The organism is Pseudomonas urethralis (genome assembly GCF_021602465.1).
GTDB lineage: Bacteria > Pseudomonadota > Gammaproteobacteria > Pseudomonadales > Pseudomonadaceae > Aquipseudomonas > Aquipseudomonas vlassakiae.
In genome coordinates, this window is the sequence record NZ_BQIJ01000002.1 from 45,246 (window position 1) to 66,014 (window position 20,769).

The following is a 20,769-nucleotide window of genomic DNA, read 5'->3' on the forward strand; positions in this document are numbered from 1 at the left end:
GGCTCCGGCCGGTGGCCTGAGCCGGTCGGGGAGACCGATTTCAGCCCTACCCGAGGGTGGTCTTGGCCAAACCGGGAAAGTCTGTAATCAGGCTGTCCACGCCAAAATCAGCGAGCCGGCGCATCAGTGCCGGTTCGTTGACCGTCCACACCGACACGTGCAAGCCCTGACCCTGGGCTTTGAGCAGGCGCTCAGGGGTGCACAGTGTCCAGTTCAATGCCAGCAGCTCGCACTGGTAGTTGTGCGCGACCTTCAACGGGTCGAGCCAGGCGTATTCGGCTACCAGCCCGCGCTTCACATCCGGCACCAGTTCCTGGGCCGCGCCCAGCACTTCGCGTGAGCTGGAGGTGATGGTCACCTTGTCCAGCAAGCCGTACTGCTGCGCCAGCTCACGAATTGCCAGCACGGTGGTAGCGGCACGGGTGCGCGAGGCGCTCTTGACCTCCAGCTGCCAGTGCTCGAACGGGCATTTCTCGAACAGTTCTTCGAGTCTCGGGATCGGGCAGGGCTGCACATGGCCCGGGCCGCCTTTGCGTGCATCGATCCGGACCAGTTCGGCAGCCGGGTGCTCGACCACCTTGCCACGCCGGCCGGTGGTGCGTTTGAGCGTAGGGTCGTGAATGACCATCAGCTCGTTGTCGGCCGACAGGTGCAGGTCCAGTTCGCAGCGGGTCACGCCGTGGGACAGGCACTGCTGAAAACTCTTGAGGGTATTTTCGGGGGCTTCGCCCTTGGCGCCGCGGTGGCCATAGATCAGGGTCACGTTCGTTCCTTCAAATCAGGGGGATAGGGCTCAGGAGGCGGGGCCGTCTTGTTCCAGTTGCTGGCGCCGTTGCTGCTGTTGGCGTTGCAGGATGTAGCGGGCCAGCAGTTGCCGTTGGGCATCGGTCATGTCGGTGAATTCCGTGCCAACCTCGAAATCGCCGTCCGGGCGCCGGTCGCAGTGGGTGACCTTGCCGCGTAGCAGCAGGCCGTGGGCGCGTGGCATCAGCACCATCTTCACTTTCACCCGGGTGCCGGGGGCGATCTGCTGCGGTTGCGCGAATTCGATGCCCCCTTCGGAGATGATCACCCGTTGTGGTTGGCCGATTTCGCCGAGCAGGGTTTGCGCGACCACGGCGCTGAGCAGGTCGAGGCGCTTGTTCTGCGCCCGCAGGAAAGCTGCCAGGGTGCGGTCCTTCTCACTCAGTTGGCGCAGCAGGTGCTGCGACTCGAAGTCGGACAGGTGTAATTCGCTGAGCAGGTTGAACAGCGGCGAATCATCCTGCAACAGTTCTGCTTCAAGGGCTTCGGCCGCGCTGAGGGGGCTGATTTCCAGTGCGATCCGATCTTCGATGCGGTAGTATTCGCGGCGATCTTCTTCGTCTAATGTCGTCATGGCGAACCCATGGTTGCGGCGGTGGTCCGAGTGTAAAGCCGCCGTAGGCGCCTCGCCACAAGGACGTTCCCTTTCATCCGAACAAGCCCCGACATGTTCAGACCTCTTTTCGCATTCATCGGTACGCGTTACACCCGTGCCAAGCGCCGTAATCACTTCGTCTCGTTCATTTCCCTGACCTCGATGATCGGCCTCGCCCTGGGCGTGGTGGTGATGATCGTGGTGCTCTCGGTCATGAACGGTTTCGACCACGAGATGCGTACCCGCGTGTTGGGGATGATCCCCCACGCCACGCTGGAGAGTGGCCAGCCGATCAACGACTGGTCTGCCCTTGCCCAACAAGTAAAGCAGAATCCGCACGTGCTGGCGGTTGCTCCGTACACGCAGATGCAGGGCCTGCTGACCCATGATGGCAAGGTGCAGAAGGTGTTGCTCAATGGCATCGACCCGGCGCGCGAGCGCGAGGTGTCGATCATCGACAACTTCATCCAGCAAGGCAGCCTCGACAAGCTGGCGGCGGGGGAGTGGGGCATCATGATCGGCGACAAGGCCGCAGCCAAGCTGGGCGTCGCCATCGGCGACAAGCTGACCTTCGTCGCCCCCGAGGTCAGCGTGACCCCGGCCGGGATGTTCCCGCGCATGAAGCGCTTCACCGTGGTCGGCACCTTCCACGTCGGCGCTGGCGAGATCGACGGCTACCTGGGCCTGACCCACATCACCGACCTGTCCCGCCTGCACCGCTGGAAGCCGGACCAGGTGCAGGGCCTGCGCCTGAAGTTCGACGACCTGTTCCAGGCGCCGCGAGAGGCCTGGAGCATCGCCCAGCAGCTGGGCGACCAGGAATACTACAGCCGCGACTGGACCCGCACCCACGGCAACCTGTACCAGGCGATCCGCATGGAAAAGGCCATGATCGGCCTGCTGTTGCTGCTGATCGTCGCGGTGGCGGCGTTCAACATCATTTCCACCCTGGTGATGGTGGTCAACGACAAGCGCGGCGATATCGCCATCTTGCGTACCCTGGGTGCCACGCCCGGGCAAATCATGCTGATCTTCATGGTCCAGGGCACGGTGATCGGGGTGATCGGCACCCTGATCGGCGCCGTGGTCGGGATCGTCGCTGCGCTGAATGTCAGCGCAGTGATCGCCGGCATCGAGAAACTGATCGGGCACAAGTTCCTCAACGCCGACGTCTACTTCATCGATTACCTGCCGTCGCAGATCCAGGCCCAGGACGTTTACATGGTCTGTGGTGCGGCGCTGGTCCTGAGTTTCTTCGCCACCCTGTACCCGGCCTGGCGTGCGGCCCGCACCCAGCCTGCAGAGGCGCTACGTTATGAGTGAGTCGCGCATGAGTGATAAAGCCGTTCTGAGTTGCCGCAACCTGGGCAAGTCCTACGACGAGGGCCCGGAGTCGGTGCAGGTGCTGTCCGGGCTCAATCTGGAACTGCACGCTGGTGAGCGCGTGGCCATCGTCGGCAGCTCGGGCTCGGGCAAGAGCACCTTGCTCAACCTGCTAGGTGGCCTCGACCGGCCGACCCAGGGCAGCGTATGGCTGGCCGGCGAAGAGCTGTCGGCCCTTGGCGAGCGCGCCCGCGGCCTGCTGCGCAACCGCGAGCTGGGTTTCGTCTACCAGTTCCACCACCTGTTGCCAGAGTTCACCGCCATGGAGAACGTGTGCATGCCGCTGTTGATCGGCCGCACCGCCATCCCGGAAGCCCGTGAGCGTGCCGAGGCGCTGCTCAAGCGGGTCGGCCTGGGCCATCGCCTGCACCACAAGCCGGCCGAGCTGTCCGGTGGCGAGCGCCAGCGCGTGGCGATCGCCCGCGCCTTGGTCAACCGCCCGGGCCTGGTGATGCTCGACGAGCCGACCGGCAACCTCGACCATCACACCGCCCAGGGCATCCAGGAACTGATGCAGGAGCTGTCCAGTGCGTCGCGTACCGCCTTCCTGGTGGTGACTCATGACCTCAACCTGGCGCGCCAGATGGACCGCGTGCTGAAGCTCGACGACGGCCACCTGGTGGCGATCTGACCGAGTGCACGGGGTGGCAGCGCTGCCCCGTTTTCCCGTTTTAATTGGGTGTTTCCTACATGTTCAGACCCTTGCCCATCTTCATCGGCGCACGCTATACCCGGGCCAAGCGCCGCAACCACTTCATCTCGTTCATCTCGATGACCTCGATGATCGGCCTGTCGCTGGGCGTGCTGGCGATGATCGTGGTGCTGTCGGTGATGAACGGCTTCCAGCGTGAAATGAGCTCGCGCATTCTCGGCCTGGTGCCGCATGCCTCGATCCTTGGCGTGCAACCGTTGGACGACTGGCACCAGGCGGCCGACGCTGCGCTGCAGAACCCGGCAGTGATGGCCGCAGCGCCGATCACCGAGATGGAAGGCATGCTCTCCTACAAGGGTGCGATGCAGCCGATCCAGGTCAGCGGCATCGACCCGGCCGAGGAAGGCAAGGTCTCGATCGTCGGCCAGCACATCGTCCAGGGTCGCCTGCAGGACCTGCAGCCGGGTGAATACGGTGTGGTCATCGGTGAACTGACCGCACGGCGCTTCCGCCTCAACACGGGCGACAAGCTGACCCTGATCGTGCCGGAAATCAGCAAGGAGCCAGGTGGGATCACCCCGCGCATGCAGCGCCTGACCGTAGTCGGCATCTTCAAGGTCGGTGCCGAACTGGACGGCTCGCAGGCCTACATTCACGTGGCCGATGCCGGTGAAATGCAGCGCTGGGCGCCGGGCCAGGTCCAGGGTGTGCGCCTGAAGCTGCATGACCTGTATGCCGCACCACAGGTGTCCAGGTCGATCGCTGCCAGCTTGGGCGATCGCTACCGTGCCGACGACTGGTCGCACACCCAAGGCAGCCTGTTCAGCGCGATGAAGATGGAAAAGACCATGATCGGCCTGTTGCTGCTGATGATCATCGCGGTGGCGGCATTCAACATCATCGCCACCTTGGTGATGGTGGTGAACGACAAGGGCCCGGACATCGCCATTCTGCGCACCCTGGGTGCCACGCCGGCACAGATCATGGGCACGTTCATGGTCCAGGGCAGCTTGATCGGCATTGTCGGCACCCTGATCGGCGGTGTGCTCGGGGTGCTTGCAGCGCTCAATGTCAGCCAGATCGTTGGCTGGCTGGAGCGGGTGAGCGGGCAGCACATCTTCACTTCCGACGTTTATTTCGTCAGCAGCCTGCCGTCCGAGCTGCAGGGTGGGGATGTGCTGATGATCTGCACGGCGGGGCTGGTGATGAGCTTCATGGCAACGATCTACCCGGCTTACCGGGCGTCGCAGGTGCAGCCGGCCATCGGCCTGGCAGTTTGATGTTTGCCTGAGGCGCGGGGGCTGCAAAGCAGCCCCGCTTTCACCGGGTTTCAGGTAATTCGATCACAAAGCGTGTCCAGCCCCCCTGGCTCTGCACCGCAATGCTGCCGCCATGGGCCTGCACGATCGAACGGGTAATCGCCAACCCTAACCCCGCATGTTCGCTGCTGCCTTCCCGCCGCGCCGGGTCCACCCGGTAAAAACGATCAAACAGGCGCGGTAACGCTGACGGTTCAATTGCTGCCCCGGTATTGGCCACGCAAATCCGCGACCCCGGCTCCAGCGTCACCCGTATCTGCCCGCCTGGCGGGGTGAAGCGCAGGGCATTGTCGAGCAGGTTGGATAGCGCCCGTCGCAGCATAGGCCGGTCGCCTTGCACGATCGCCTCACCCTCGCGCAGCAATTGCACGTCAGTGTCCTCGGCCAGCGGTGCGTAGTACTCCAACAGTGCGTCCACGTCATCGTGCAGGGCCAGGGCTGTTTGCCCTGGCACCAACAGGCCGTGGTCGGCCTTGGCGAGGAACAGCATGTCGTTGATCATCTGCGCCATCCACTGCAGTTCCTCGAGGTTGCCATGCAGTGCCTCGCGGTACTCCTCCAGGCTGCGCGGGCGGGTGAGGGTGACCTGGGTGTGGGTCAGCAGGTTCGACAGCGGCGTGCGCAACTCGTGGGCGATGTCGGCGGAGAACGCCGACAGGCGCTGGAAGGCGTCGTCCAGGCGCTGCAGCATGGCGTTGACGGTCGTGGCCAGCTCTGCCAGCTCCTCGGGCATCTGCGCCACCGGCAGGCGCGTGGTCAATGAGCGCGCCGACACGCTGGCGGCCACCCGGCCCATCTGGCGCAAGGGGCGCAGGCCACTGCGTGCGGCCCAGGCACCGAGCAGGGCGGTGGCCAGCGCTGACAGCCCGACGGTGAGCCAGATCAGGCGCTGCATGCCTTGCAAGAAGTGCTGGTGATGGGTGATGTCGAGAAACAGCGTCAGTTGCGCAGGCGTCTGAGCGTCCGGCGGCACAGACAGGCTTCGATAATCGATGCCGTCGGCGTGAAGGGTCGAAAGCCCCGGCGTTGACGGCGTGCCAGGCAGGCTGTCACGGCTGGCGAACCAGGTCGCACCGTCGCGGCCAGCGATGCGCAGCGCCAGGTCTGCCTGATGGCTCAGCTCGTTGCGCAGGGCAGGCAGGCGGCCTTGCAGTTCGCCCGGCCCCTGCAGGCCAGCGAGCTGGCTGCGAAACAGAGAAAGGCGCGACTCCAGCAGTTGCTGGTCCAGTTCGACGAAATGCTGCTCGCTGGCGCGGTTGAACAGCAGCCCCGCGCCCAGCGACACGGCGGCGGTACAGGCGGCAAACAGCAGCGCCAGGCGCGTGCCGAGGGAAAGCCTGCGCATCAGTCGTGACGCTCTTCGAGCACATAGCCCATGCCGCGCACGGTATGGATCAGCTTGTTCGGGTGCGGGTCGTCGATCTTCAGGCGCAGGCGGCGGACCGCCACTTCGATCACGTTGGTGTCGCTGTCGAAATTCATGTCCCACACTTGCGAGGCAATCAGCGATTTGGGCAGCACCTCACCCTGACGGCGCAGCAGCAGTTCGAGCAAGGCGAACTCCTTGGCGGTCAGGTCGATGCGTGTGCCCGCCCGTTCGGCGCGGCGGCGGATCAGGTCCAGGCGCAGGTCGGCCAGGCTCAGGGTGGTGTCCTGGCTGGGGCTGGCGCCGCGGCGCAGCAGGCTGCGGACCCGGGCCAGCAGCTCGGAGAAGGCGAAGGGCTTGATCAGATAGTCATCGGCGCCCAATTCAAGGCCGTGCACGCGGTCTTCGACGGCGTCGCGGGCGGTAAGGAACAGCACCGGGGTATCCAGCCCGGCAGAGCGCACCGCGTGCAGAATCTGCCAGCCGTCACGCCCGGGCAGCATCACGTCGAGGATCAGCAGGTCGTGGTCGCCGGTCAGGGCCAGGTGCTGGCCGGTTTCGCCGTCGGTGGCCAGTTCGGTGGCAAACCCGGCTTCGCTCAAGCCCTGGCTCAGGTACTGGCCGGTGCGGGCCTGGTCTTCGACGATCAGCAGTTTCATGGTGCTCCCAAAGGGTCGGGTGTTGGCTGAAATGATACGTGACGATGCGTCTGCTCGCCCAAGCTGACAAAGTTGTAATCTCCCTGTCAGCCAAGCGCCAGCCGTGCCTTTCTAGAGTGGTGTCATCCCGCCGTGATCTTTCGGAGTCATCATGAAACACCTGTTCGTCGCCGCCGCGTTGGCCCTGGTCAGCCTGCCCACCCTGGCTGGCGAGGCGCAAACCTTCGCTTTCGGTGAGCCCGCTCCGGCGGCCAAGGCCACCCGCACCGTCGAAGTGGTGCTCAAGGACATCGCCTTCGAGCCCAGGAACCTGCACGTCAAAGCCGGTGAGACCGTGCGCTTCGTGCTGATCAACGAAGGCAAGCTGCCCCATGAGTTCAACCTCGGTGACAAGGCCATGCATGCCGAACACCAAAAGGAAATGATCGCCATGCAGGGCAAGATGTACAACGCTGCCATGCAGCATGAGGGCATGGACCATTCGCAGATGGGCCATGCACCCGCCAAGCCGATGGACCACGGTGCCCATGGCCACGACGGCGGCAATACCGTGCTGTTGCAGCCTGGCCAGCGCGCCGAGCTGACCTGGACGTTCCGCAAGTCGGCGCCGATCGAATTCGCCTGCAACGTGCCGGGGCATTACCAGGCCGGTATGGTCGGTGAGCTGACCATCGAGTGACTGGCACTCCAAGGCGGGGTGCAAAACCGGTAGACTAGGGGCAATTTCGAACCTCCAGGTCAGTTTCCATGCATCCCGCCGCCGAACACTCTCCGCTGGGCAAGTCCAGCGAATACATCGCCACCTACACGCCCTCGCTGCTGTTCCCGATCCCGCGCACGGCCAAGTGGGCTGAGCTGGGTGTGACTGCCCAGACTTTGCCGTGGCAGGGCGTGGACTACTGGAACTGCTTCGAGCTGTCGTGGCTGCTGCCCTCGGGCAAACCGGTGGTGGCCATCGGCGAGTTCGCCATTCCGGCCGATTCGCCGAACATCATCGAGTCGAAGTCGTTCAAGCTCTACCTCAACTCGTTGAATCAGACCGTGTTTGCCTCGATCGGCGAGCTCCAGGCGTGCCTGGTCAAAGACCTGTCGGCGGCCGCTGGCAAACCCGTCGCTGTGCAGGTGCGGACCTTGGCAGAAGTGGAGGCCCAAGGCGTGGTCGCGTTGCCTGGGCAGTGCATCGATGCGCTGGATGTGGCGATCGACAACTACGAGCAGCCGCAACCGGAGCTGCTGAGCTGCCACCCGGAGCGCATCGTCGAAGAGACCGTGCACAGCCACCTGCTCAAATCCAATTGCCCGGTGACCGGCCAGCCGGACTGGGGTAGCGTGGTGGTCGAGTACAAGGGCAGGGCGCTGGACCATGCCAGCCTGCTGACCTACCTGATCAGCTTTCGCCAGCATGCCGACTTCCATGAGCAGTGCGTCGAGCGGATTTACCTGGACTTGAAGAACCTGCTGCAGCCTGAGCACCTGACCGTGTATGCGCGGTATGTGCGCCGGGGTGGGCTGGATATCAACCCGTACCGCAGCACCGGAGCGATCAGCCCGGTGAACCGGCGACTGGTTCGGCAGTAATATCCAGGTAGTCGGGGCCGCAAAGCGGCCCCTGATGTTTCAGATCCCCATGCTGTGCAGCGAGTTGGCGATGCTGCGCAGCGTGGCAGTCAAGTCCGGGTGATCGGCCTCGAAACGTTCGATCGCCAGGTTCACCCCGTCAACCACGTTGTTGTCCGGCGTGGCTTCCTCGAGCTTCAACTGCGCTTCGATCTGCCTGGCCTCTTCGTGCAAGGCGGCCAGTTCTTCATCCGTAAGCGGTATGTTGCGGTCCAGTTGCTCGCGCAGGCTGTTCAAGCGCTCTTGCAATTCGCGGGCAGGCATTGGCTGTTCTCCATCAATGGCTTGGCAAGGCATGGACCTCAGCGAAGCGGCAAAGGTTCTCGCCTGTCTCCTAGCGTAATCCACTCGCTGGCGCTTTGCATGATCGGCATCAATGGCGCTGTGTCAGGGTTTTTCGCCCTTGCTGCAACGCAGGGCGATGTCGGCAAGGCAGGCGTCCAGCTCATCGAGGTGGTCGATCACCGAATGTACCCCCAGGCTGAACAACGCCAGGGTGGCCTTGCCACGCGCCAGGTCCTGCTCTTGCTGGGTCATCGCCTGCCATTGCCGGGAGGAGGCGTCGCACGAGGGGCTGCAGGCCGCCAGGCCCACCGTCCACAAGCCGGCGTTGAGGCCAGATTGCAGCAGCTTTGGCTCACTGCTGACCAGCACGCAACCTTCCAGGCGTTCGCTGGCCAGGCTCATCAAGGCCTGCCAGCAGGCGTTTGGCGCCGGCCAGTGCACACCATTGACCGAGTGGCCCGGCAGCCAGGCGGGGAGAACGCTGGCAAGGCGCCTGCTTTGCAGGCTGCCGAGATCGTCCAGCCAGATGCACGGCACCTGGGCGTGGCGCAGGCCGGCCAGGGTTTCGAGGGCGCCGGGGGCGGGCAGGGGGTTGCCGTCGGTAGCCTGGACCAGGCAACCGCGCAGGCCGAACAGCACAGCGGTAATGGCGGGTGCAGCGAGCATGGTAACGTCCCTGAAATAATCCGCAGCCTATTGGACGATTGTTACCGTGCCGTGACGGGCAACAGTTGTTCACAAATTATTGAGCAAAAATGTGTAAAGCTGTTTATCAGCGTACAAGGCTCTATACTGCCGCCGTACAGCAGCGCTCACGTGGCGTTTGCGGCCGAGAATTTCGATGGAGAAACATCTATGCGTAGGATCGGTGCCGGTGTGATCGAACGAGTCACCCAGGCCTGTGTCTGCGCCAGCTTGTTGCTGGCGCCCGTGGCAGCCACCCATGCCGCCACCGAGGAAGATCCCTGGGAAGCGGTCAACCGCCCGATCTTCCGTTTCAACGATGCGATCGATACCTATGGCCTCAAGCCGTTGGCCAAGGGCTACCAGTGGGTCACCCCGCAGTTCTTGCAGGATGGCATCCACAACATGTTCAACAACGTTGGCGATGTCACCAACCTGGCCAACGACGTGCTGCAATTCAAGCCCCACGCGGCAGGCGTCGACACAGCGCGGCTGATCGTCAATACCGTGTTCGGCATCGGTGGCTTCTTCGATGTCGGCAGCAAGATGGGCTTGCAGCGCAACGACGAAGACTTCGGCCAGACCCTTGGTCACTGGGGCGTGCCCAGCGGTCCATACGTCGTGATCCCGCTACTCGGCCCGAGCACCGTGCGTGACGGCCTGGCCAAGTACCCGGACTCCTATACCGAACCCTACCGCTACATCAACGACGTGCCGGTGCGCAATTCGATCTTCGCCCTCAACGTGGTCGACACGCGCGCCAGCCTGCTGTCGGCCGAGAAGCTGATCCAGGGAGACAAGTACATCTTCATCCGCAATGCCTACCTGCAGAACCGCGAGTTCAAGGTCAAGGATGGCGAAGTCGAAGACGACTTCTGATCCTGGCAGGCATGAAAACGGCGACTTTCGGGTCGCCGTTTTCATTTCGGCTCAATGCATGGCCAGGATGCGCAGGCCAAATTTCTGCTGCCCGCCGGGTTGATTGGCGATCCACACCACTTCGGTGCTGGCATGCAAGCCCTTGAGTGCGGGGTGATCGGATTCGATGCGCACTTCCAAGGGGGCACCCACCTTGAATTGCTGCGGCGCCTGCACCTGCATGCCGCCGTTGGAAAGGTCCAGGCAGACCGCCGCGATGACCTGCCCCTCATGCAGCAGGCTGACCTCGGTGTCGATGCGCATGCGGATGAAATCGCGTTTTTCGCTGTGGCTGGAGGGCGTATGAGGCATGCTGCATCCTTCCCAATAGGTAGTACTGGTTGGCGTTTTTATAACTCTCGGTGATTTACCCTGTAAAGAGCAGCGAACTCGACCGACGTATGCTTGAAACGCCTGGCGGATGGGAGTACCGTCTGCGCCTTACGAGGTAGCTCGACTGGTTGCCTGGGCCGCGTTCTTGGCCTACAACTCAAGTAGAGCGTTACCACAGAGTATTCCAGCAGTTGGATGTCAGCCTTGCAGACGCCCCTGCACCACCCCAAATCGGCGCCGTTCGCCCACATGCAGAAAATCAGTGCAACGCTGCTGATCATCGATGATGACGACGTGGTCCGTGCGAGCCTCGCCGCCTATCTGGAAGACAGTGGCTTCAGCGTCCTCCAGGCCGGTAATGGCCAGCAGGGGCTCCAGGTCTTTGAAGAACACCAGCCCGACCTCGTGATCTGCGATCTGCGCATGCCGCAGATGGGCGGCCTCGAACTGATCCGCCAGATCAGCGAGCGTGCGCCGCAGTTGCCGGTTATCGTGGTCTCGGGTGCCGGCGTGATGAGCGACGCGGTCGAGGCCTTGCGCCTGGGGGCCGCCGACTACCTGATCAAGCCGCTGGAAGACTTGGCCGTGCTCGAGCACTCGGTACGCCGGGCGCTTGACCGTTCGCGCCTGGTGCTGGAAAACCAGCGCTACCGCGACAAGCTGGAAGCGGCCAACCGCGAGCTGGAGGCCAGCCTGCACCTGTTGCAGGAGGACCAGACCGCTGGTCGCCAAGTGCAGATGAACATGCTGCCGGAAAGCCCCTGGAAGCTGGGCGAATTCACTTTCGAACACCAGATCATTCCATCGCTGTACCTGTCGGGCGACTTTGCCGACTACTTCCGCGTGGATGAGCGGCGCATTGCCTTCTACCTGGCCGATGTCTCGGGGCACGGCGCGTCGTCGGCGTTCGTCACGGTGCTGCTGAAGTTCATGACCACACGGCTGTTGTTCGAATTCAAGCGCAACAGCAAGCTGCGCGAGTTCAAGCCCTCGGAAGTGCTCAGCCACATCAACCGTGGTTTGATCAACTGCAAGCTGGGCAAGCACGTGACCATGGTCGGTGGCGTGATCGACGAAGAAACCGGCTTGCTGACCTATGCCGTGGGCGGCCACCTGCCGCTGCCGGTGCTGTTTACCCCCGGCCAAGCCCGCTATCTGGAAGGCCGAGGCCTGCCGGTAGGGTTGTTCGACGAAGCGAGCTACCAGGACCTGGTGATCGAGCTGCCGCCGCAGTTCAGCCTGAGCCTGATGTCCGACGGCATTCTGGACCTTTTGCCGGGGCATACGCTCAAAGATAAAGAAGCTGCCTTGCCGGATATCGTCAGGGCGGCGGGGGGTAGCCTGGATGGGCTGCGCCAACGATTCGGATTGGCTACGCTTGGGGAGATGCCGGATGATATCGCCCTATTGGTGTTGAGCAGGAACCTTCAATGAGTACCGGTAGAATCCAGTTCGCCGAGCAGAGCGGTACCTTTGTGCTGAAATTCGTCGGTGAAGTGCGCCTTACCCTGTGTTCGGCGCTGGATGCGACGATCGAGAAGATTTTCACCGCGCTGAACTTCTCGACCATCGTCATCGACCTGACCGAAACCGAAAGCATCGACAGCACCACCCTGGGCCTGCTGGCCAAGCTGTCGATCCTGTCGCGGCAGAAGGTGGGCCTGTTGCCGACCGTGGTCACCACCAACCCGGATATTTCGCGGCTGCTGCAATCGATGGGCTTCGACCAGGTGTTCAACATCGTCGATCGCCCGGTGCCACGCCCCGAGTGCCTGACCGACCTGCCGTCGCAAGATCAGAACGAAGATGTGGTACGCTCCAAGGTGCTGGAGGCGCACAAGATCCTCATGGGGCTCAATGACTCCAACCGCGAAGCCTTCCACGACCTGGTGAATGCACTGGAGCGGACCTGATCTGCAGCCTGTGCCGGCCTCTTCGCGGCTAAAGCCGCTCCCACAGGTACACCACAGGCCTCAAGAGAGGTGATATCCCTGTGGGAGCGGCTTTAGCCGCGAAGAGGCCAGCAAAGCCTCCACAACTCCGCCAGGTCAGTCACTCTCGCCGCGCAAACTCGGTCGCCTCACTGCCATTCGCACTCAGCTGGAACACTCGCGCCGGCCGCCCCTGCTCATCGAAGATCACCTGCCCCAACCCCGCGCCATTCCATAACCGCTCCCCGGCCTTGCTGCGGCTGGGCGTGCGTGGCACGACCTCCATCTGCCGGCGCTTGGTAAACCAGTTCAGCGGTGAGCGTGGCGAGTAAAGCCAGCGGTTGAGCCTGTCCAGCACGTCCAGCAAGCGCCGTGGGAACTCGTTCTTGATCCCGCTGCTGGTCACCTGCCAGAGATGCGGGCTGCGCTGGCGATGGCGGATCAGCACCTCGTAGACGAACGAATAGTGCACATCGCCCGAGAGGATCACGTAGTGCCCTGGCGTGCGCGAATGGCGGAAGATGTTGAGGATCACCTGCGCTGCGCCGCGGTGGGCCATCCAGTTCTCGGCATCCACCAACAACGGGTAGCCCAGCCAGCTGAATATCCGCTGCACGGTTTCGATCAGCTTGACGCCGAAGATCGGTGCCGGTGACACGATGATCGCCGAAGGGTGGTCCAGCAACGCCTGTTGCAGCTCGCACAGCGCTTCCCAGTCGAGCAGGCCGGACGGCTTGTCCAGGTCGCGCTCGCTGCGCCAGCGGCGGGTGCGAGTGTCCAGCACCAGCAGCGGCGGCTCGCTGGGCAGGCTGTATTGCCAGCCCTGGAAGCGCAGGAGCTCACCGATCAGCTTATCCTGCTGCTGGCTCAGCGCCTGGCACTGCCCGATCAGCGTGTTGCAGCCATCCGGGTCGTTGCCCCAGGCCTGGCACAGCAGGTAGCCCAATAACGCGTTGCCGATGATTCGCCGCGAGAAGGGGTGGCCATAGGCGGTTTCTTCCCATTGCGCGGAGAGGTTCCAGTCGTCGGTGATGTCGTGATCATCGAAGATCATCAGGCAGGGCAGGTGCGCCATCACCCGTGCCACGTCGCCCAGGTTGGCGGCGAAAGCTTCGATCAGCGGCAGTTCCGTACGGTAGCGTGCCTGGTCTTGCTGGCTCAGGCCGGCAGGCATGGCCAGGTCCACCAGGTGCCAGGGCGCGGGCGCCCATACCAGCAAGTACATGGCCATGACTTCGGCGAAGGTCACCAGGTGGTTGTCGGCGTTGCTGGAAGAGAATATCGGTTTGCGCTTGCCGCCGAAGAAGCGTTCGCGCAGGGTTTCGTTGCGTGCTTGGGCCGGCAGCAGGTCGGCACGATGGTAGTAACTGGCAGCATGCCGGTAGAGCGCCTGGCTGTCGGTCACGACTGCGCCATCCAGCGCTTCGTCGAACAACCCCAGGCGTTCGATCAGCGAATGAATGGCGCGTAGCATCGGGCCGGCGACGTCGTCGGCATAAATTTGGTCGCCGGTCATCAACAGCACGGCGGGGCGGTCTTCCGGTCGTGGGCAGGCCTGCAGCAGGCGGTCTGCGCAGAGCAGGCCGTCGGCGGCGGGGTGATGCGGTTTGCGACAGGACCCGTGCAGCAACTGATCGAGGCGGTCACGCAGCACCAGGCTGGGGCGTTGGCGGCCGGGGTAGAGCAGATGCGGGGCCCAGCCGGCAACGCCCTGGCCGTCGATCAGCAGGTCATAGGCGATGGCGACGTTGCGCGGCAGGGGCTCGGCGAAGTGAACGTCCAACAGGTGAACGAAGGCGTGCTGGCCGACGGCAACGACCTGGCAATCGACCTTGGCGGTGCCGTCGAAGATGAATTCAGGTTGCAGGGGTTGGCTGCCGACCAGCCAGATGGCCAGCCTTTGCGGTTCAAGGCGGCGCAGTACCGGGCCGGCGAGTACGAGGGGCAAGGGGGATGAGGTCATTTTGCCTTTGGGTTCGGAACGCGTTCACAGCCCGCTGAAACGAAACGGGCGGAAAATGCTGAACACTTCCCGCCCGCCTGGCAAACCTTAGATGTATCAGGCTTTTTCAGCCATCAACTTCTCCAATTTTTCCTGGTCCCGGGCAAACTGGCGAATACCTTCTGCCAGCTTCTCGGTGCCCATGGCATCTTCGTTCATCGCCCAGCGGAACTGGCGTTCGTCCAGCACCTGCTTGGTTTCACCGGCATTGCCCGGCTTGAGAACCCGCGGCAGTTCGCCTTGGTCGCTGCTCAGCTTGTCCAGCAGGTCCGGGCTGATGGTCAGGCGATCACAGCCGGCCAACTGTTCGATCTGGCCGAGATTGCGGAAGCTGGCGCCCATGACCACGGTGTCGTAACCATTGGCCTTGTAGTAGTTGTAGATGCGAGTGACCGACTGTACGCCCGGGTCTTCGGCGCCGACGTATTCCTGGCCGGTATTTTTCTTGTACCAGTCGTAGATGCGGCCTACGAATGGCGAAATCAGAAACACCCCGGCGTCGGCGCAGGCCTGGGCCTGGGCGAAGGAAAACAGCAGGGTCAGGTTGGTCTGGATGCCTTCCTTTTCCAGCTTCTCGGCGGCGCGGATGCCTTCCCAGGTGGAAGCGAGCTTGATCAGTACGCGGTCTTTCGACACCCCTGCGGCTTCGTACAGGCCGACCAGCTGGCGTGCCTTGTTCAGCAGTGCCGGCTCATCGAACGACAGGCGCGCATCCACTTCGGTGGAAATGCGCCCGGGAATGACCTTGAGAATGCCCGCGCCCACAGCCACTGCAAACTTGTCGCAGGCCAGGTCGACATCGCCCTTGGCATCGGCCTTCACCTGCTTGAGCAGCTCGGCGTAGCCCGGGATGGCCGCGGCCTTGAGCAGCAAGGAGGGGTTGGTGGTGGCATCGACCGGCTTGAGGCGGGTGATGGCATCCAGGTCCCCGGTGTCGGCAACCACGGTGGTGAACTGCTTGAGTTGTTCCAGCTTGGAGGTCATGGGCGTGCTCTGTCCTGTGCATTTACTCGACATTACCCGAGGCCCGACGGGCGCTCAAGAGGCCAGTGGGGCCGGGCGGAATTGCCTAAGGTGATGATTCGAGTCGGCAGCTGGCGTGAGGTTCCCTGGCCCCCATGTATGCGACGCGATTGGCCTCTGTGGGAGCGGCCTTGTGTCGCGAAAGGGCCGCAAAGCGGCCCCTCGATTTTAGTGACAATGCATAGATTGCTGGGGCTGCCTTGCAGCCCTTTCGCGACACAAGGCCGCTCCCACAGGTCGGTGTCATGCCTGAGGATCAACGCCCCTGCATCAACTCCGCCGCCTGATCAAACACCTTCAGCGGCTCCGCCGCCTTGTGAATATCCGCCGACAACAACTGCCGGAACCGCCGCGCCCCAGGGAACCCCTGGCCAAGCCCCAGAATATGCCGGGTGATGTGATGCATTGCGCCACCACTCTCCATGTGCGCCACGATATAAGGCCGCAGTTGCTCCAGTGCCTCGCTGCGGCTCACCACCGGCGCTTCGCTGGCAAACAGCTGCTGATCCACCTCGGCCAGCAGGTAAGGGTTGTGGTACGCCTCGCGCCCCAGCATCACGCCGTCGAAGGTCTCAAGGTGAGCCTGGCACTCCGCAAGCGTCTTGATCCCGCCATTGAGCACGATCTCCAGGTCCGGGAAGTCAGCCTTGAGCTGCGCAGCCACGTCGTAGCGCAGCGGCGGGATCTCGCGGTTTTCCTTCGGCGACAGCCCCTCGAGAATCGCGATCCGCGCATGCACGGTAAAGCTCTGGCAGCCGGCCTCACGCACCTGGCCAACGAAATCGCACAGCTCGGCATAGCTGTCACGGCCATTGATGCCGATACGATGCTTCACCGTCACGGGCGTGGATACCGCATCCTGCATGGCCTTCACGCAATCGGCTACCAGCGCCGGGTGGGCCATCAGGCAGGCGCCGATCATGTTGTTCTGCACCCGGTCGCTCGGGCAGCCGACGTTGAGGTTGACCTCGTCGTAGCCAGCTTCCTCAGCCAGCTTGGCGCAGGCGGCCAGGTCGGCCGGCACGCTGCCGCCCAGTTGCAGGGCCAGCGGGTGCTCGGAGACGTCGTGACGCAGGAAACGGTGGGCGTCGTTGTGCAGCAAGGCGCCGGTGGTGACCATTTCGGTGTAGAGCAGGGTGTGCTTGGAGAGCAGGCGCAGGAAGAACCGGCAGTGCCTGTCAGTCCAATCCATCATCGGCGCAACAGAAAACCTCCTAACTACTGTATCGCTTGAGGTTCCGGGGTTTCCTGCTTGTATCTGCTGCATTTCTCTATCTCTGTTTGTTGCCGCTTTATTCTGGTTCTTGCTGGTTTTGCTACTGCGCTTGCTACAATGTAGCAACCGCAAACAGCCGTGTAGCAAATAATGGGAACCATCACGCAGCGCAAGCGCAAGGACGGGTCTTCGGGCTTTACGGCCCAGATCCGAATCATGAAGGAAGGGAAGGCAGTTTATCAGGAAAGCCAGACGTTCGACCGGAAGGCGACGGCGCAGGCCTGGATCAGGAAGCGCGAGGCCGAACTGTACGAGCCTGGGGCCATTGAGAAGGCGAACCGCAAGGGCGTGACCGTCAAGCAGATGATCGACCAGTACCTGGTCGAGTACGAGAAGCTGCGGCCGCTGGGCAAGACCAAGCGCGCAACCCTCAAGGCGATTGGCGAAACTTGGCTTGGTGAAGTGGCAGACAAGGACCTGACCAGCCAGAAGCTGGTGGACTACGCCATGGACCGGATCGAGAAGGACGGTATCCAGCCGCAGACGGTCGGCAACGACCTGGCGCACCTTGGCGCTGTCCTGTCGGTGGCCAGGCCGGCTTGGGGCTATGAGGTCGATCCGCTGGCCATGCCAGATGCCCGGCGCGTATTAAAGAAGATGGGCGCCGTGACCAAGAGCGTCGAGCGCAACCGCCGGCCGACGCGGGACGAGCTGGAGCGCATCATCAAGTACTTCCAGAAGGTGCGCGATGCCAGGCGGCAAGAGATCGACATGGTGCGCGTGGTGGTGTTCGCACTGTTCTCGACCCGGCGCCAGGAGGAAATCACGCGGATACGCTGGGATGCGCTCAATGACCAGGAGCAGTCGGCGCTGATCACAGACATGAAAAACCCGGGTCAGAAGTACGGCAACGACGTGTGGTGCCACATGCCAGACGAAGCCTGGCGCATTCTGCAGTCCATGCCCAAGGTGGCTGACGAGGTGTTCCCGTACAACCACCGGTCGATATCGGCATCGTTTACTAGGGCCTGTCATTTCCTGCAGATCAAAGACTTGCACTTCCATGACCTGCGCCACGATGGCGTAAGCCGCTTGTTCGAAAAGGGGTGGGATATTCCGCGCGTGGCCAGCGTGTCGGGCCACCGGGATTGGAACTCGATGCGGCGCTATACGCACCTGCGGGGGAAGGGAGACCCCTATGAAGGGTGGGAGATGCTGGAAGAGGTGGTAACGGGCCCCGTTATCGAGGCCCCAAGGAAGGTCAAGAGGCTCGCCGCTGGCCTCGCCCCATGAGTTTGTCCTGCTCGGCCTTGGCCTTGGCGTGCTGGTCATCGATGTAAGCGGCCAGGTCGTTCAGGTGCACACCGCGTGCGCCTTTCTGGCTCGACTCCATCCAGACCAGCGGGAGATTGATTTCGCCGCGGGCCACCTTGGCCTTGAGCTTGGTTGGGGTGATATCGAAGAAGTCCTTGCAGACCAGGTCGATGGGGATGATGGCCCGGCCGTTGTACTGGGCCATCAGCAGGAATGCGGTATTCATAAGTGTCTCCGCGCCGCCGGCGGCGGCAAGTTGATGGTCAGGATCGGTGCATGCGGATCAGCGTGCGTGCATTTTCGAGGGAGGCCAGGTGCTCTTCCTTGGCGCCGATCTGGTCATTGGCGTCAGGGGTTGTCACGGCGACCAGATGTTCAAGGGCTGCCAACAGTTTTTCCTGGGCCTCGCCTTCGGCCCGGCCGATTTCCCAGAAGCGTTGCCCCCAGTGGCCGGCTGGCGGAGGGTTGTTGTTCTGCTTTCCGGCCGCCATGGAGCCCACGGCCACATCGCAAATCCCGCGCTTATAGGCGTTATCGCCGTCGAGGCTGAGGCCGCTGCGCCGGCGCAAGGTGTTCACGACCTCGTCAGGGTTCGAGCCAGGACCCATCAAGACGATGTCTTGTTCTGGCTTTCCTGGTATGTAGATCGCCAGGGTCAGCTTGGCTTCTGGCACCAGGTTGTCGCTGATCATCACCAGCGCATCGTTGGCAACTTCGTGGAATCGGTTGATTGCGGACATAGGTAATCCTCGCCCGCGCATGTCGGCGGGCTTGAGTTGTAGGGGGAGGGGTTAGGCGCGATTGCCGCGCTTGCAGAACCAGTCGAGCGCGTCGCAGATCAGCGGGTTGTCATACCAGTCCTCGATCTCGCGCTGCTCATGGCGATCGCGGAAGAACGTCGGTCCGAGGTAGTTATGCCAGCTCATGAACACCCGGGTTCCGTCGGCCAGTGGCAGGCGGTAGAACGGTGACCGGCAGACAAAGCCGTGCTCGATACGGATGCAGGTCATCGTGGCCACCTGCAAAGGTGGAAGGCGACGAAGGCGATGGCGATCATGTCAGCAGCTCCTTCGGCACCTGGACGGTATCGCCGAACTCGGTGGCAACAACTGCTTGGCACGTGGCAACGAGGGCGGCGTCGCAATATTCCGTGCCGTAGTGCTCGCCGGCCCTGTAATAAACGCTGGCCCGCCAGCGCTGCGACATCTCGGTTCCCTCGGGTCCTTCATGCGCCTCCGGGATTATCGACACCTGATACTTCACAGCCAGCGGCCCGCCCAGCGCCCAGTCTTCCCAAGGGTTGTAGCGCTTGGTGTGCTCGGTGGCGCTGGCCTGGTACCGGGCGAACACCCGCCAGGGGTTGCCGTACTGCGGAGGGGCCAGGAACACGTCCAGGCCCTCCGCCTTGCCGACCGCCCACCCAAGCGCCTCGCCGGCCAGGTCTGCCGTCTTCACTTCCATCAGGTCGTTCATGGTTGGGTGCTCGGCGGGGCAGGCATGGGTTGCCAGTGGGTCACCTCATCCCCTGATCCAGCATCAATAAGCGGCATCCAGTATTCGTCGAAGTCGTCGTGCGGCTCGAGCGAATACCAACCAGTAAAGGGCGTGCCTTCTTCAGGCTGCTCGTCATCATCGGTATTGAGTAGCTTCTCGTTCAGCCATTCCGCTGCGAACACGTAGGTCTTGTCCGTTCGACTGCGGTAGACAGCGACGATGAAGGTGGTGTCGGAGTTGACTGCGGTTTCCGGCAGCTTGTCGCTGCATTTGATCCATTCGCTCACAGCTGATACCTCTCATCAATCCAGCGCCCAGGCGCCAGTGCGGGTGTAGGTTCGGGTTGTGTTTCGTGCGGGGAGAGCTGGCGCCGTGTTTCAGCGCTGAACTCGCAGGTGCTGGCGCGGGCCTGGCTGCAGTTCTTGCCGGAGGCATCGATGCAGACTTCGAAGTCGCAGCCGGCCAGGGTGGCCATCAGCAGGAGGCAGAGGGCGAGGCGGGTCATGGCTGGACCCTCTTGAACTCGACAACCCAGACCCATGGGTTGGCGTCCCAGCTTTCCTGGCCGTTGATGTCCTTCCACAAGCCGCCAAACACGGATGCGGCTATCTGCTGACGTTTCTCGGCGTCTGCACCGAATAGCCAGAACTCGCGGACCTCGCAGCCTTCCTCGCGGACCTGCTGCACGCTGATGTCCTGCAGGCGCTCGACGCTCACGTCGGTGATCTCCAGCAGGATGCGGCTGGCCCAGCGGGGCATGTGGATCGATGGGCGCCCTCGGCCCTGCGAGACCATTGCACATCCTGTCTGACGGACGCTTCCATCTGCTGGGTACAGGATTGGCTCGCCCTGGCTCAGGTCACGCGGCGCGATCGAGTCGAGTTGGGCATCTGCCACCCAGCTCTCGCGCACCCACAGGCGGTGACCTGGCCGACCGTACGGACATTCAGGGTTGCGCTTAGTCGGGTCTGGGTGGCGTATGAATGGCTGGCCAAGGCCGTATCTGCCGATATCGCCCTTCGACCGGGGCTGAATCTTTACCGCTCGGCGGGTGACCGTCTTCCGGCCTTCCAGAATGGCGCGGACCATCGGCCCGCTGAACAAGATCGGGCGTTCCTTTGCTTGAGACATAGCTTCGCCTTGGCCGCCATATCGCGGCAGTGAATAGAGGGGA

At 62.9% G+C, this 20,769-nt stretch carries 26 protein-coding genes; 9 read left to right on the forward strand and 17 right to left on the reverse strand.

Features of this window, described 5'->3' with window-relative positions; all coding sequences use genetic code 11:
- Window positions 1-46: 46 nt before the first annotated feature.
- Together L6D64_RS02920 and L6D64_RS02925 are read right to left on the reverse strand one after the other, a co-directional pair.
- The gene (locus tag L6D64_RS02920; RefSeq protein WP_176506133.1) at window positions 47-763 is read right to left on the reverse strand and encodes a glycerophosphodiester phosphodiesterase; all 717 of its coding nucleotides are present in this window, start codon (window positions 761-763) and stop codon (window positions 47-49) included.
- A gap of 30 nt (window positions 764-793) precedes the next feature.
- Entirely contained in the window at window positions 794-1,378 is a 585-nt protein-coding gene (locus tag L6D64_RS02925) for a PilZ domain-containing protein (protein ID WP_176506134.1), read from the reverse strand.
- A 93-nt stretch (window positions 1,379-1,471) separates the two neighbouring features.
- Between L6D64_RS02925 and L6D64_RS02930 the strand changes: the two genes are divergently transcribed.
- From L6D64_RS02930 to L6D64_RS02940, 3 genes are read left to right on the forward strand one after another with little or no spacing between them, the layout of a single operon-like run.
- Complete coding sequence (locus L6D64_RS02930; protein WP_054883502.1) at window positions 1,472-2,722, forward strand: lipoprotein-releasing ABC transporter permease subunit; 1,251 nt, start codon at window positions 1,472-1,474, stop codon at window positions 2,720-2,722.
- Window positions 2,723-2,729: 7 nt separating this feature from the next.
- A complete protein-coding gene (gene lolD, locus L6D64_RS02935; protein ID WP_176506135.1) occupies window positions 2,730-3,413 on the forward strand; it encodes a lipoprotein-releasing ABC transporter ATP-binding protein LolD in 684 nt (227 codons plus the stop codon).
- A 59-nt stretch (window positions 3,414-3,472) separates the two neighbouring features.
- Window positions 3,473-4,714, forward strand: a complete 1,242-nt coding sequence (locus tag L6D64_RS02940) for a lipoprotein-releasing ABC transporter permease subunit (RefSeq protein WP_176506136.1) — start codon at window positions 3,473-3,475, stop codon at window positions 4,712-4,714.
- A 40-nt stretch (window positions 4,715-4,754) separates the two neighbouring features.
- Here the strand turns inward: L6D64_RS02940 and L6D64_RS02945 are convergent, their stop codons facing one another.
- Window positions 4,755-6,098: a heavy metal sensor histidine kinase gene (locus L6D64_RS02945; RefSeq protein WP_176506137.1), complete on the reverse strand. Its 1,344-nt coding sequence runs from the start codon at window positions 6,096-6,098 to the stop codon at window positions 4,755-4,757.
- Window positions 6,098-6,778 (reverse strand): two-component system response regulator CinR, encoded by a 681-nt coding sequence (cinR, locus tag L6D64_RS02950; protein WP_176506138.1) that lies wholly within the window; start codon window positions 6,776-6,778, stop codon window positions 6,098-6,100. The genes L6D64_RS02945 and cinR overlap by 1 nt, the downstream gene beginning before the upstream one ends.
- A 151-nt stretch (window positions 6,779-6,929) precedes the next feature.
- Between cinR and L6D64_RS02955 the strand changes: the two genes are divergently transcribed.
- Together L6D64_RS02955 and queF are read left to right on the forward strand one after the other, a co-directional pair.
- On the forward strand, window positions 6,930-7,457 hold the full coding sequence (locus tag L6D64_RS02955; protein ID WP_176506139.1) for a cupredoxin domain-containing protein: 528 nt from the start codon (window positions 6,930-6,932) through the stop codon (window positions 7,455-7,457).
- A 68-nt stretch (window positions 7,458-7,525) separates the two neighbouring features.
- The gene (gene queF, locus L6D64_RS02960; protein ID WP_176506140.1) at window positions 7,526-8,356 is read left to right on the forward strand and encodes an NADPH-dependent 7-cyano-7-deazaguanine reductase QueF; all 831 of its coding nucleotides are present in this window, start codon (window positions 7,526-7,528) and stop codon (window positions 8,354-8,356) included.
- A 39-nt stretch (window positions 8,357-8,395) separates the two neighbouring features.
- Here queF and L6D64_RS02965 read toward each other — a convergent pair whose 3' ends face one another.
- Both L6D64_RS02965 and L6D64_RS02970 read right to left on the reverse strand, forming a co-directional pair.
- The gene (locus tag L6D64_RS02965; RefSeq protein WP_054883508.1) at window positions 8,396-8,659 is read right to left on the reverse strand and encodes a DUF4404 family protein; all 264 of its coding nucleotides are present in this window, start codon (window positions 8,657-8,659) and stop codon (window positions 8,396-8,398) included.
- A gap of 123 nt (window positions 8,660-8,782) precedes the next feature.
- Entirely contained in the window at window positions 8,783-9,346 is a 564-nt protein-coding gene (locus L6D64_RS02970; protein ID WP_176506141.1) for an HAD superfamily inactivated hydrolase PcrP, read from the reverse strand.
- Window positions 9,347-9,535: 189 nt separating this feature from the next.
- Here L6D64_RS02970 and L6D64_RS02975 point away from each other — a divergent pair, with 189 nt between their 5' ends.
- Window positions 9,536-10,243, forward strand: a complete 708-nt coding sequence (locus L6D64_RS02975; protein WP_054883510.1) for an MlaA family lipoprotein — start codon at window positions 9,536-9,538, stop codon at window positions 10,241-10,243.
- Between the two features lie 51 nt (window positions 10,244-10,294).
- Here L6D64_RS02975 and L6D64_RS02980 read toward each other — a convergent pair whose 3' ends face one another.
- On the reverse strand, window positions 10,295-10,594 hold the full coding sequence (locus L6D64_RS02980; protein ID WP_176506142.1) for a PilZ domain-containing protein: 300 nt from the start codon (window positions 10,592-10,594) through the stop codon (window positions 10,295-10,297).
- Between the two features lie 270 nt (window positions 10,595-10,864).
- On the opposite strand from L6D64_RS02980, the gene rssB reads away from it, so the two are divergent.
- Both rssB and rssC read left to right on the forward strand, forming a co-directional pair.
- Window positions 10,865-12,049 carry a two-component system response regulator RssB gene (gene rssB, locus L6D64_RS02985; RefSeq protein WP_176506193.1) on the forward strand — a complete coding sequence of 395 codons (1,185 nt, stop codon included), beginning with the start codon at window positions 10,865-10,867 and terminating at the stop codon, window positions 12,047-12,049.
- Complete coding sequence (rssC, locus tag L6D64_RS02990) at window positions 12,046-12,528, forward strand: anti-sigma factor antagonist RssC (RefSeq protein WP_027919583.1); 483 nt, start codon at window positions 12,046-12,048, stop codon at window positions 12,526-12,528. The genes rssB and rssC overlap by 4 nt, the downstream gene beginning before the upstream one ends.
- Before the next feature lie 139 nt (window positions 12,529-12,667).
- Here rssC and L6D64_RS02995 read toward each other — a convergent pair whose 3' ends face one another.
- The 3 genes from L6D64_RS02995 to dusA form a co-directional block, all read right to left on the reverse strand.
- On the reverse strand, window positions 12,668-14,509 hold the full coding sequence (locus tag L6D64_RS02995; RefSeq protein WP_176506143.1) for an alkaline phosphatase D family protein: 1,842 nt from the start codon (window positions 14,507-14,509) through the stop codon (window positions 12,668-12,670).
- 96 nt (window positions 14,510-14,605) lie between these two features.
- The gene (gene tal / locus L6D64_RS03000) at window positions 14,606-15,532 is read right to left on the reverse strand and encodes a transaldolase (protein WP_176506144.1); all 927 of its coding nucleotides are present in this window, start codon (window positions 15,530-15,532) and stop codon (window positions 14,606-14,608) included.
- A gap of 295 nt (window positions 15,533-15,827) precedes the next feature.
- On the reverse strand, window positions 15,828-16,838 hold the full coding sequence (gene dusA, locus L6D64_RS03005; protein WP_176506145.1) for a tRNA dihydrouridine(20/20a) synthase DusA: 1,011 nt from the start codon (window positions 16,836-16,838) through the stop codon (window positions 15,828-15,830).
- A gap of 99 nt (window positions 16,839-16,937) precedes the next feature.
- Here dusA and L6D64_RS03010 point away from each other — a divergent pair, with 99 nt between their 5' ends.
- On the forward strand, window positions 16,938-18,080 hold the full coding sequence (locus L6D64_RS03010) for a site-specific integrase (protein ID WP_099815461.1): 1,143 nt from the start codon (window positions 16,938-16,940) through the stop codon (window positions 18,078-18,080).
- Here L6D64_RS03010 and L6D64_RS03015 read toward each other — a convergent pair.
- From L6D64_RS03015 to L6D64_RS28410, 7 genes are read right to left on the reverse strand one after another with little or no spacing between them, the layout of a single operon-like run.
- Complete coding sequence (locus L6D64_RS03015; protein ID WP_099815462.1) at window positions 18,049-18,327, reverse strand: pyocin activator PrtN family protein; 279 nt, start codon at window positions 18,325-18,327, stop codon at window positions 18,049-18,051. The two genes, L6D64_RS03010 and L6D64_RS03015, sit on opposite strands and share 32 nt — an antisense overlap.
- Window positions 18,328-18,364: 37 nt before the next feature.
- Complete coding sequence (locus tag L6D64_RS03020) at window positions 18,365-18,841, reverse strand: hypothetical protein (RefSeq protein WP_099815463.1); 477 nt, start codon at window positions 18,839-18,841, stop codon at window positions 18,365-18,367.
- Window positions 18,842-18,892: 51 nt separating this feature from the next.
- Window positions 18,893-19,111, reverse strand: a complete 219-nt coding sequence (locus tag L6D64_RS03025) for a hypothetical protein (protein WP_099815464.1) — start codon at window positions 19,109-19,111, stop codon at window positions 18,893-18,895.
- A 43-nt stretch (window positions 19,112-19,154) separates the two neighbouring features.
- Window positions 19,155-19,574, reverse strand: coding sequence for a DUF2591 domain-containing protein (locus L6D64_RS03030; protein ID WP_176506146.1), 420 nt, complete (start codon window positions 19,572-19,574; stop codon window positions 19,155-19,157).
- A complete protein-coding gene (locus tag L6D64_RS03035; protein ID WP_099815466.1) occupies window positions 19,571-19,882 on the reverse strand; it encodes a DUF551 domain-containing protein in 312 nt (103 codons plus the stop codon). The genes L6D64_RS03030 and L6D64_RS03035 overlap by 4 nt, the downstream gene beginning before the upstream one ends.
- Window positions 19,879-20,100 (reverse strand): hypothetical protein, encoded by a 222-nt coding sequence (locus tag L6D64_RS03040; RefSeq protein ID WP_099815467.1) that lies wholly within the window; start codon window positions 20,098-20,100, stop codon window positions 19,879-19,881. The genes L6D64_RS03035 and L6D64_RS03040 overlap by 4 nt, the downstream gene beginning before the upstream one ends.
- Complete coding sequence (locus tag L6D64_RS28410; protein ID WP_096010127.1) at window positions 20,097-20,726, reverse strand: hypothetical protein; 630 nt, start codon at window positions 20,724-20,726, stop codon at window positions 20,097-20,099. Before L6D64_RS28410 ends, L6D64_RS03040 begins: the two co-directional genes overlap by 4 nt.
- Between the last annotated feature and the right edge of the window lie 43 nt (window positions 20,727-20,769).

What these genes read in the sequence shown, in the direction of transcription:
- L6D64_RS02940 (WP_176506136.1), top strand. Translation starts at nt 3,473, where the DNA reads ATGTTCAGACCCTTGCCCATCTTCATCGGCGCACGCTATACCCGGGCC.
- L6D64_RS03020 (WP_099815463.1), bottom strand. Translation starts at nt 18,841, where the DNA reads ATGTCCGCAATCAACCGATTCCACGAAGTTGCCAACGATGCGCTGGTG.
- tal (WP_176506144.1), bottom strand. Translation starts at nt 15,532, where the DNA reads ATGACCTCCAAGCTGGAACAACTCAAGCAGTTCACCACCGTGGTTGCC.
- L6D64_RS03030 (WP_176506146.1), bottom strand. Translation starts at nt 19,574, where the DNA reads ATGAACGACCTGATGGAAGTGAAGACGGCAGACCTGGCCGGCGAGGCG.
- L6D64_RS02965 (WP_054883508.1), bottom strand. Translation starts at nt 8,659, where the DNA reads ATGCCTGCCCGCGAATTGCAAGAGCGCTTGAACAGCCTGCGCGAGCAA.
- L6D64_RS03040 (WP_099815467.1), bottom strand. Translation starts at nt 20,100, where the DNA reads ATGACCCGCCTCGCCCTCTGCCTCCTGCTGATGGCCACCCTGGCCGGC.
- L6D64_RS02925 (WP_176506134.1), bottom strand. Translation starts at nt 1,378, where the DNA reads ATGACGACATTAGACGAAGAAGATCGCCGCGAATACTACCGCATCGAA.
- rssB (WP_176506193.1), top strand. Translation starts at nt 10,865, where the DNA reads ATGCAGAAAATCAGTGCAACGCTGCTGATCATCGATGATGACGACGTG.
- L6D64_RS03015 (WP_099815462.1), bottom strand. Translation starts at nt 18,327, where the DNA reads ATGAATACCGCATTCCTGCTGATGGCCCAGTACAACGGCCGGGCCATC.
- rssC (WP_027919583.1), top strand. Translation starts at nt 12,046, where the DNA reads ATGAGTACCGGTAGAATCCAGTTCGCCGAGCAGAGCGGTACCTTTGTG.
- L6D64_RS02970 (WP_176506141.1), bottom strand. Translation starts at nt 9,346, where the DNA reads ATGCTCGCTGCACCCGCCATTACCGCTGTGCTGTTCGGCCTGCGCGGT.
- lolD (WP_176506135.1), top strand. Translation starts at nt 2,730, where the DNA reads ATGAGTGATAAAGCCGTTCTGAGTTGCCGCAACCTGGGCAAGTCCTAC.
- L6D64_RS02980 (WP_176506142.1), bottom strand. Translation starts at nt 10,594, where the DNA reads ATGCCTCATACGCCCTCCAGCCACAGCGAAAAACGCGATTTCATCCGC.
- dusA (WP_176506145.1), bottom strand. Translation starts at nt 16,838, where the DNA reads ATGCAGCAGATACAAGCAGGAAACCCCGGAACCTCAAGCGATACAGTA.
- L6D64_RS03010 (WP_099815461.1), top strand. Translation starts at nt 16,938, where the DNA reads ATGGGAACCATCACGCAGCGCAAGCGCAAGGACGGGTCTTCGGGCTTT.
- cinR (WP_176506138.1), bottom strand. Translation starts at nt 6,778, where the DNA reads ATGAAACTGCTGATCGTCGAAGACCAGGCCCGCACCGGCCAGTACCTG.
- L6D64_RS28410 (WP_096010127.1), bottom strand. Translation starts at nt 20,726, where the DNA reads ATGTCTCAAGCAAAGGAACGCCCGATCTTGTTCAGCGGGCCGATGGTC.
- L6D64_RS02930 (WP_054883502.1), top strand. Translation starts at nt 1,472, where the DNA reads ATGTTCAGACCTCTTTTCGCATTCATCGGTACGCGTTACACCCGTGCC.
- L6D64_RS02945 (WP_176506137.1), bottom strand. Translation starts at nt 6,098, where the DNA reads ATGCGCAGGCTTTCCCTCGGCACGCGCCTGGCGCTGCTGTTTGCCGCC.
- L6D64_RS02975 (WP_054883510.1), top strand. Translation starts at nt 9,536, where the DNA reads ATGCGTAGGATCGGTGCCGGTGTGATCGAACGAGTCACCCAGGCCTGT.
- L6D64_RS02955 (WP_176506139.1), top strand. Translation starts at nt 6,930, where the DNA reads ATGAAACACCTGTTCGTCGCCGCCGCGTTGGCCCTGGTCAGCCTGCCC.
- L6D64_RS02995 (WP_176506143.1), bottom strand. Translation starts at nt 14,509, where the DNA reads ATGACCTCATCCCCCTTGCCCCTCGTACTCGCCGGCCCGGTACTGCGC.
- queF (WP_176506140.1), top strand. Translation starts at nt 7,526, where the DNA reads ATGCATCCCGCCGCCGAACACTCTCCGCTGGGCAAGTCCAGCGAATAC.
- L6D64_RS03025 (WP_099815464.1), bottom strand. Translation starts at nt 19,111, where the DNA reads ATGACCTGCATCCGTATCGAGCACGGCTTTGTCTGCCGGTCACCGTTC.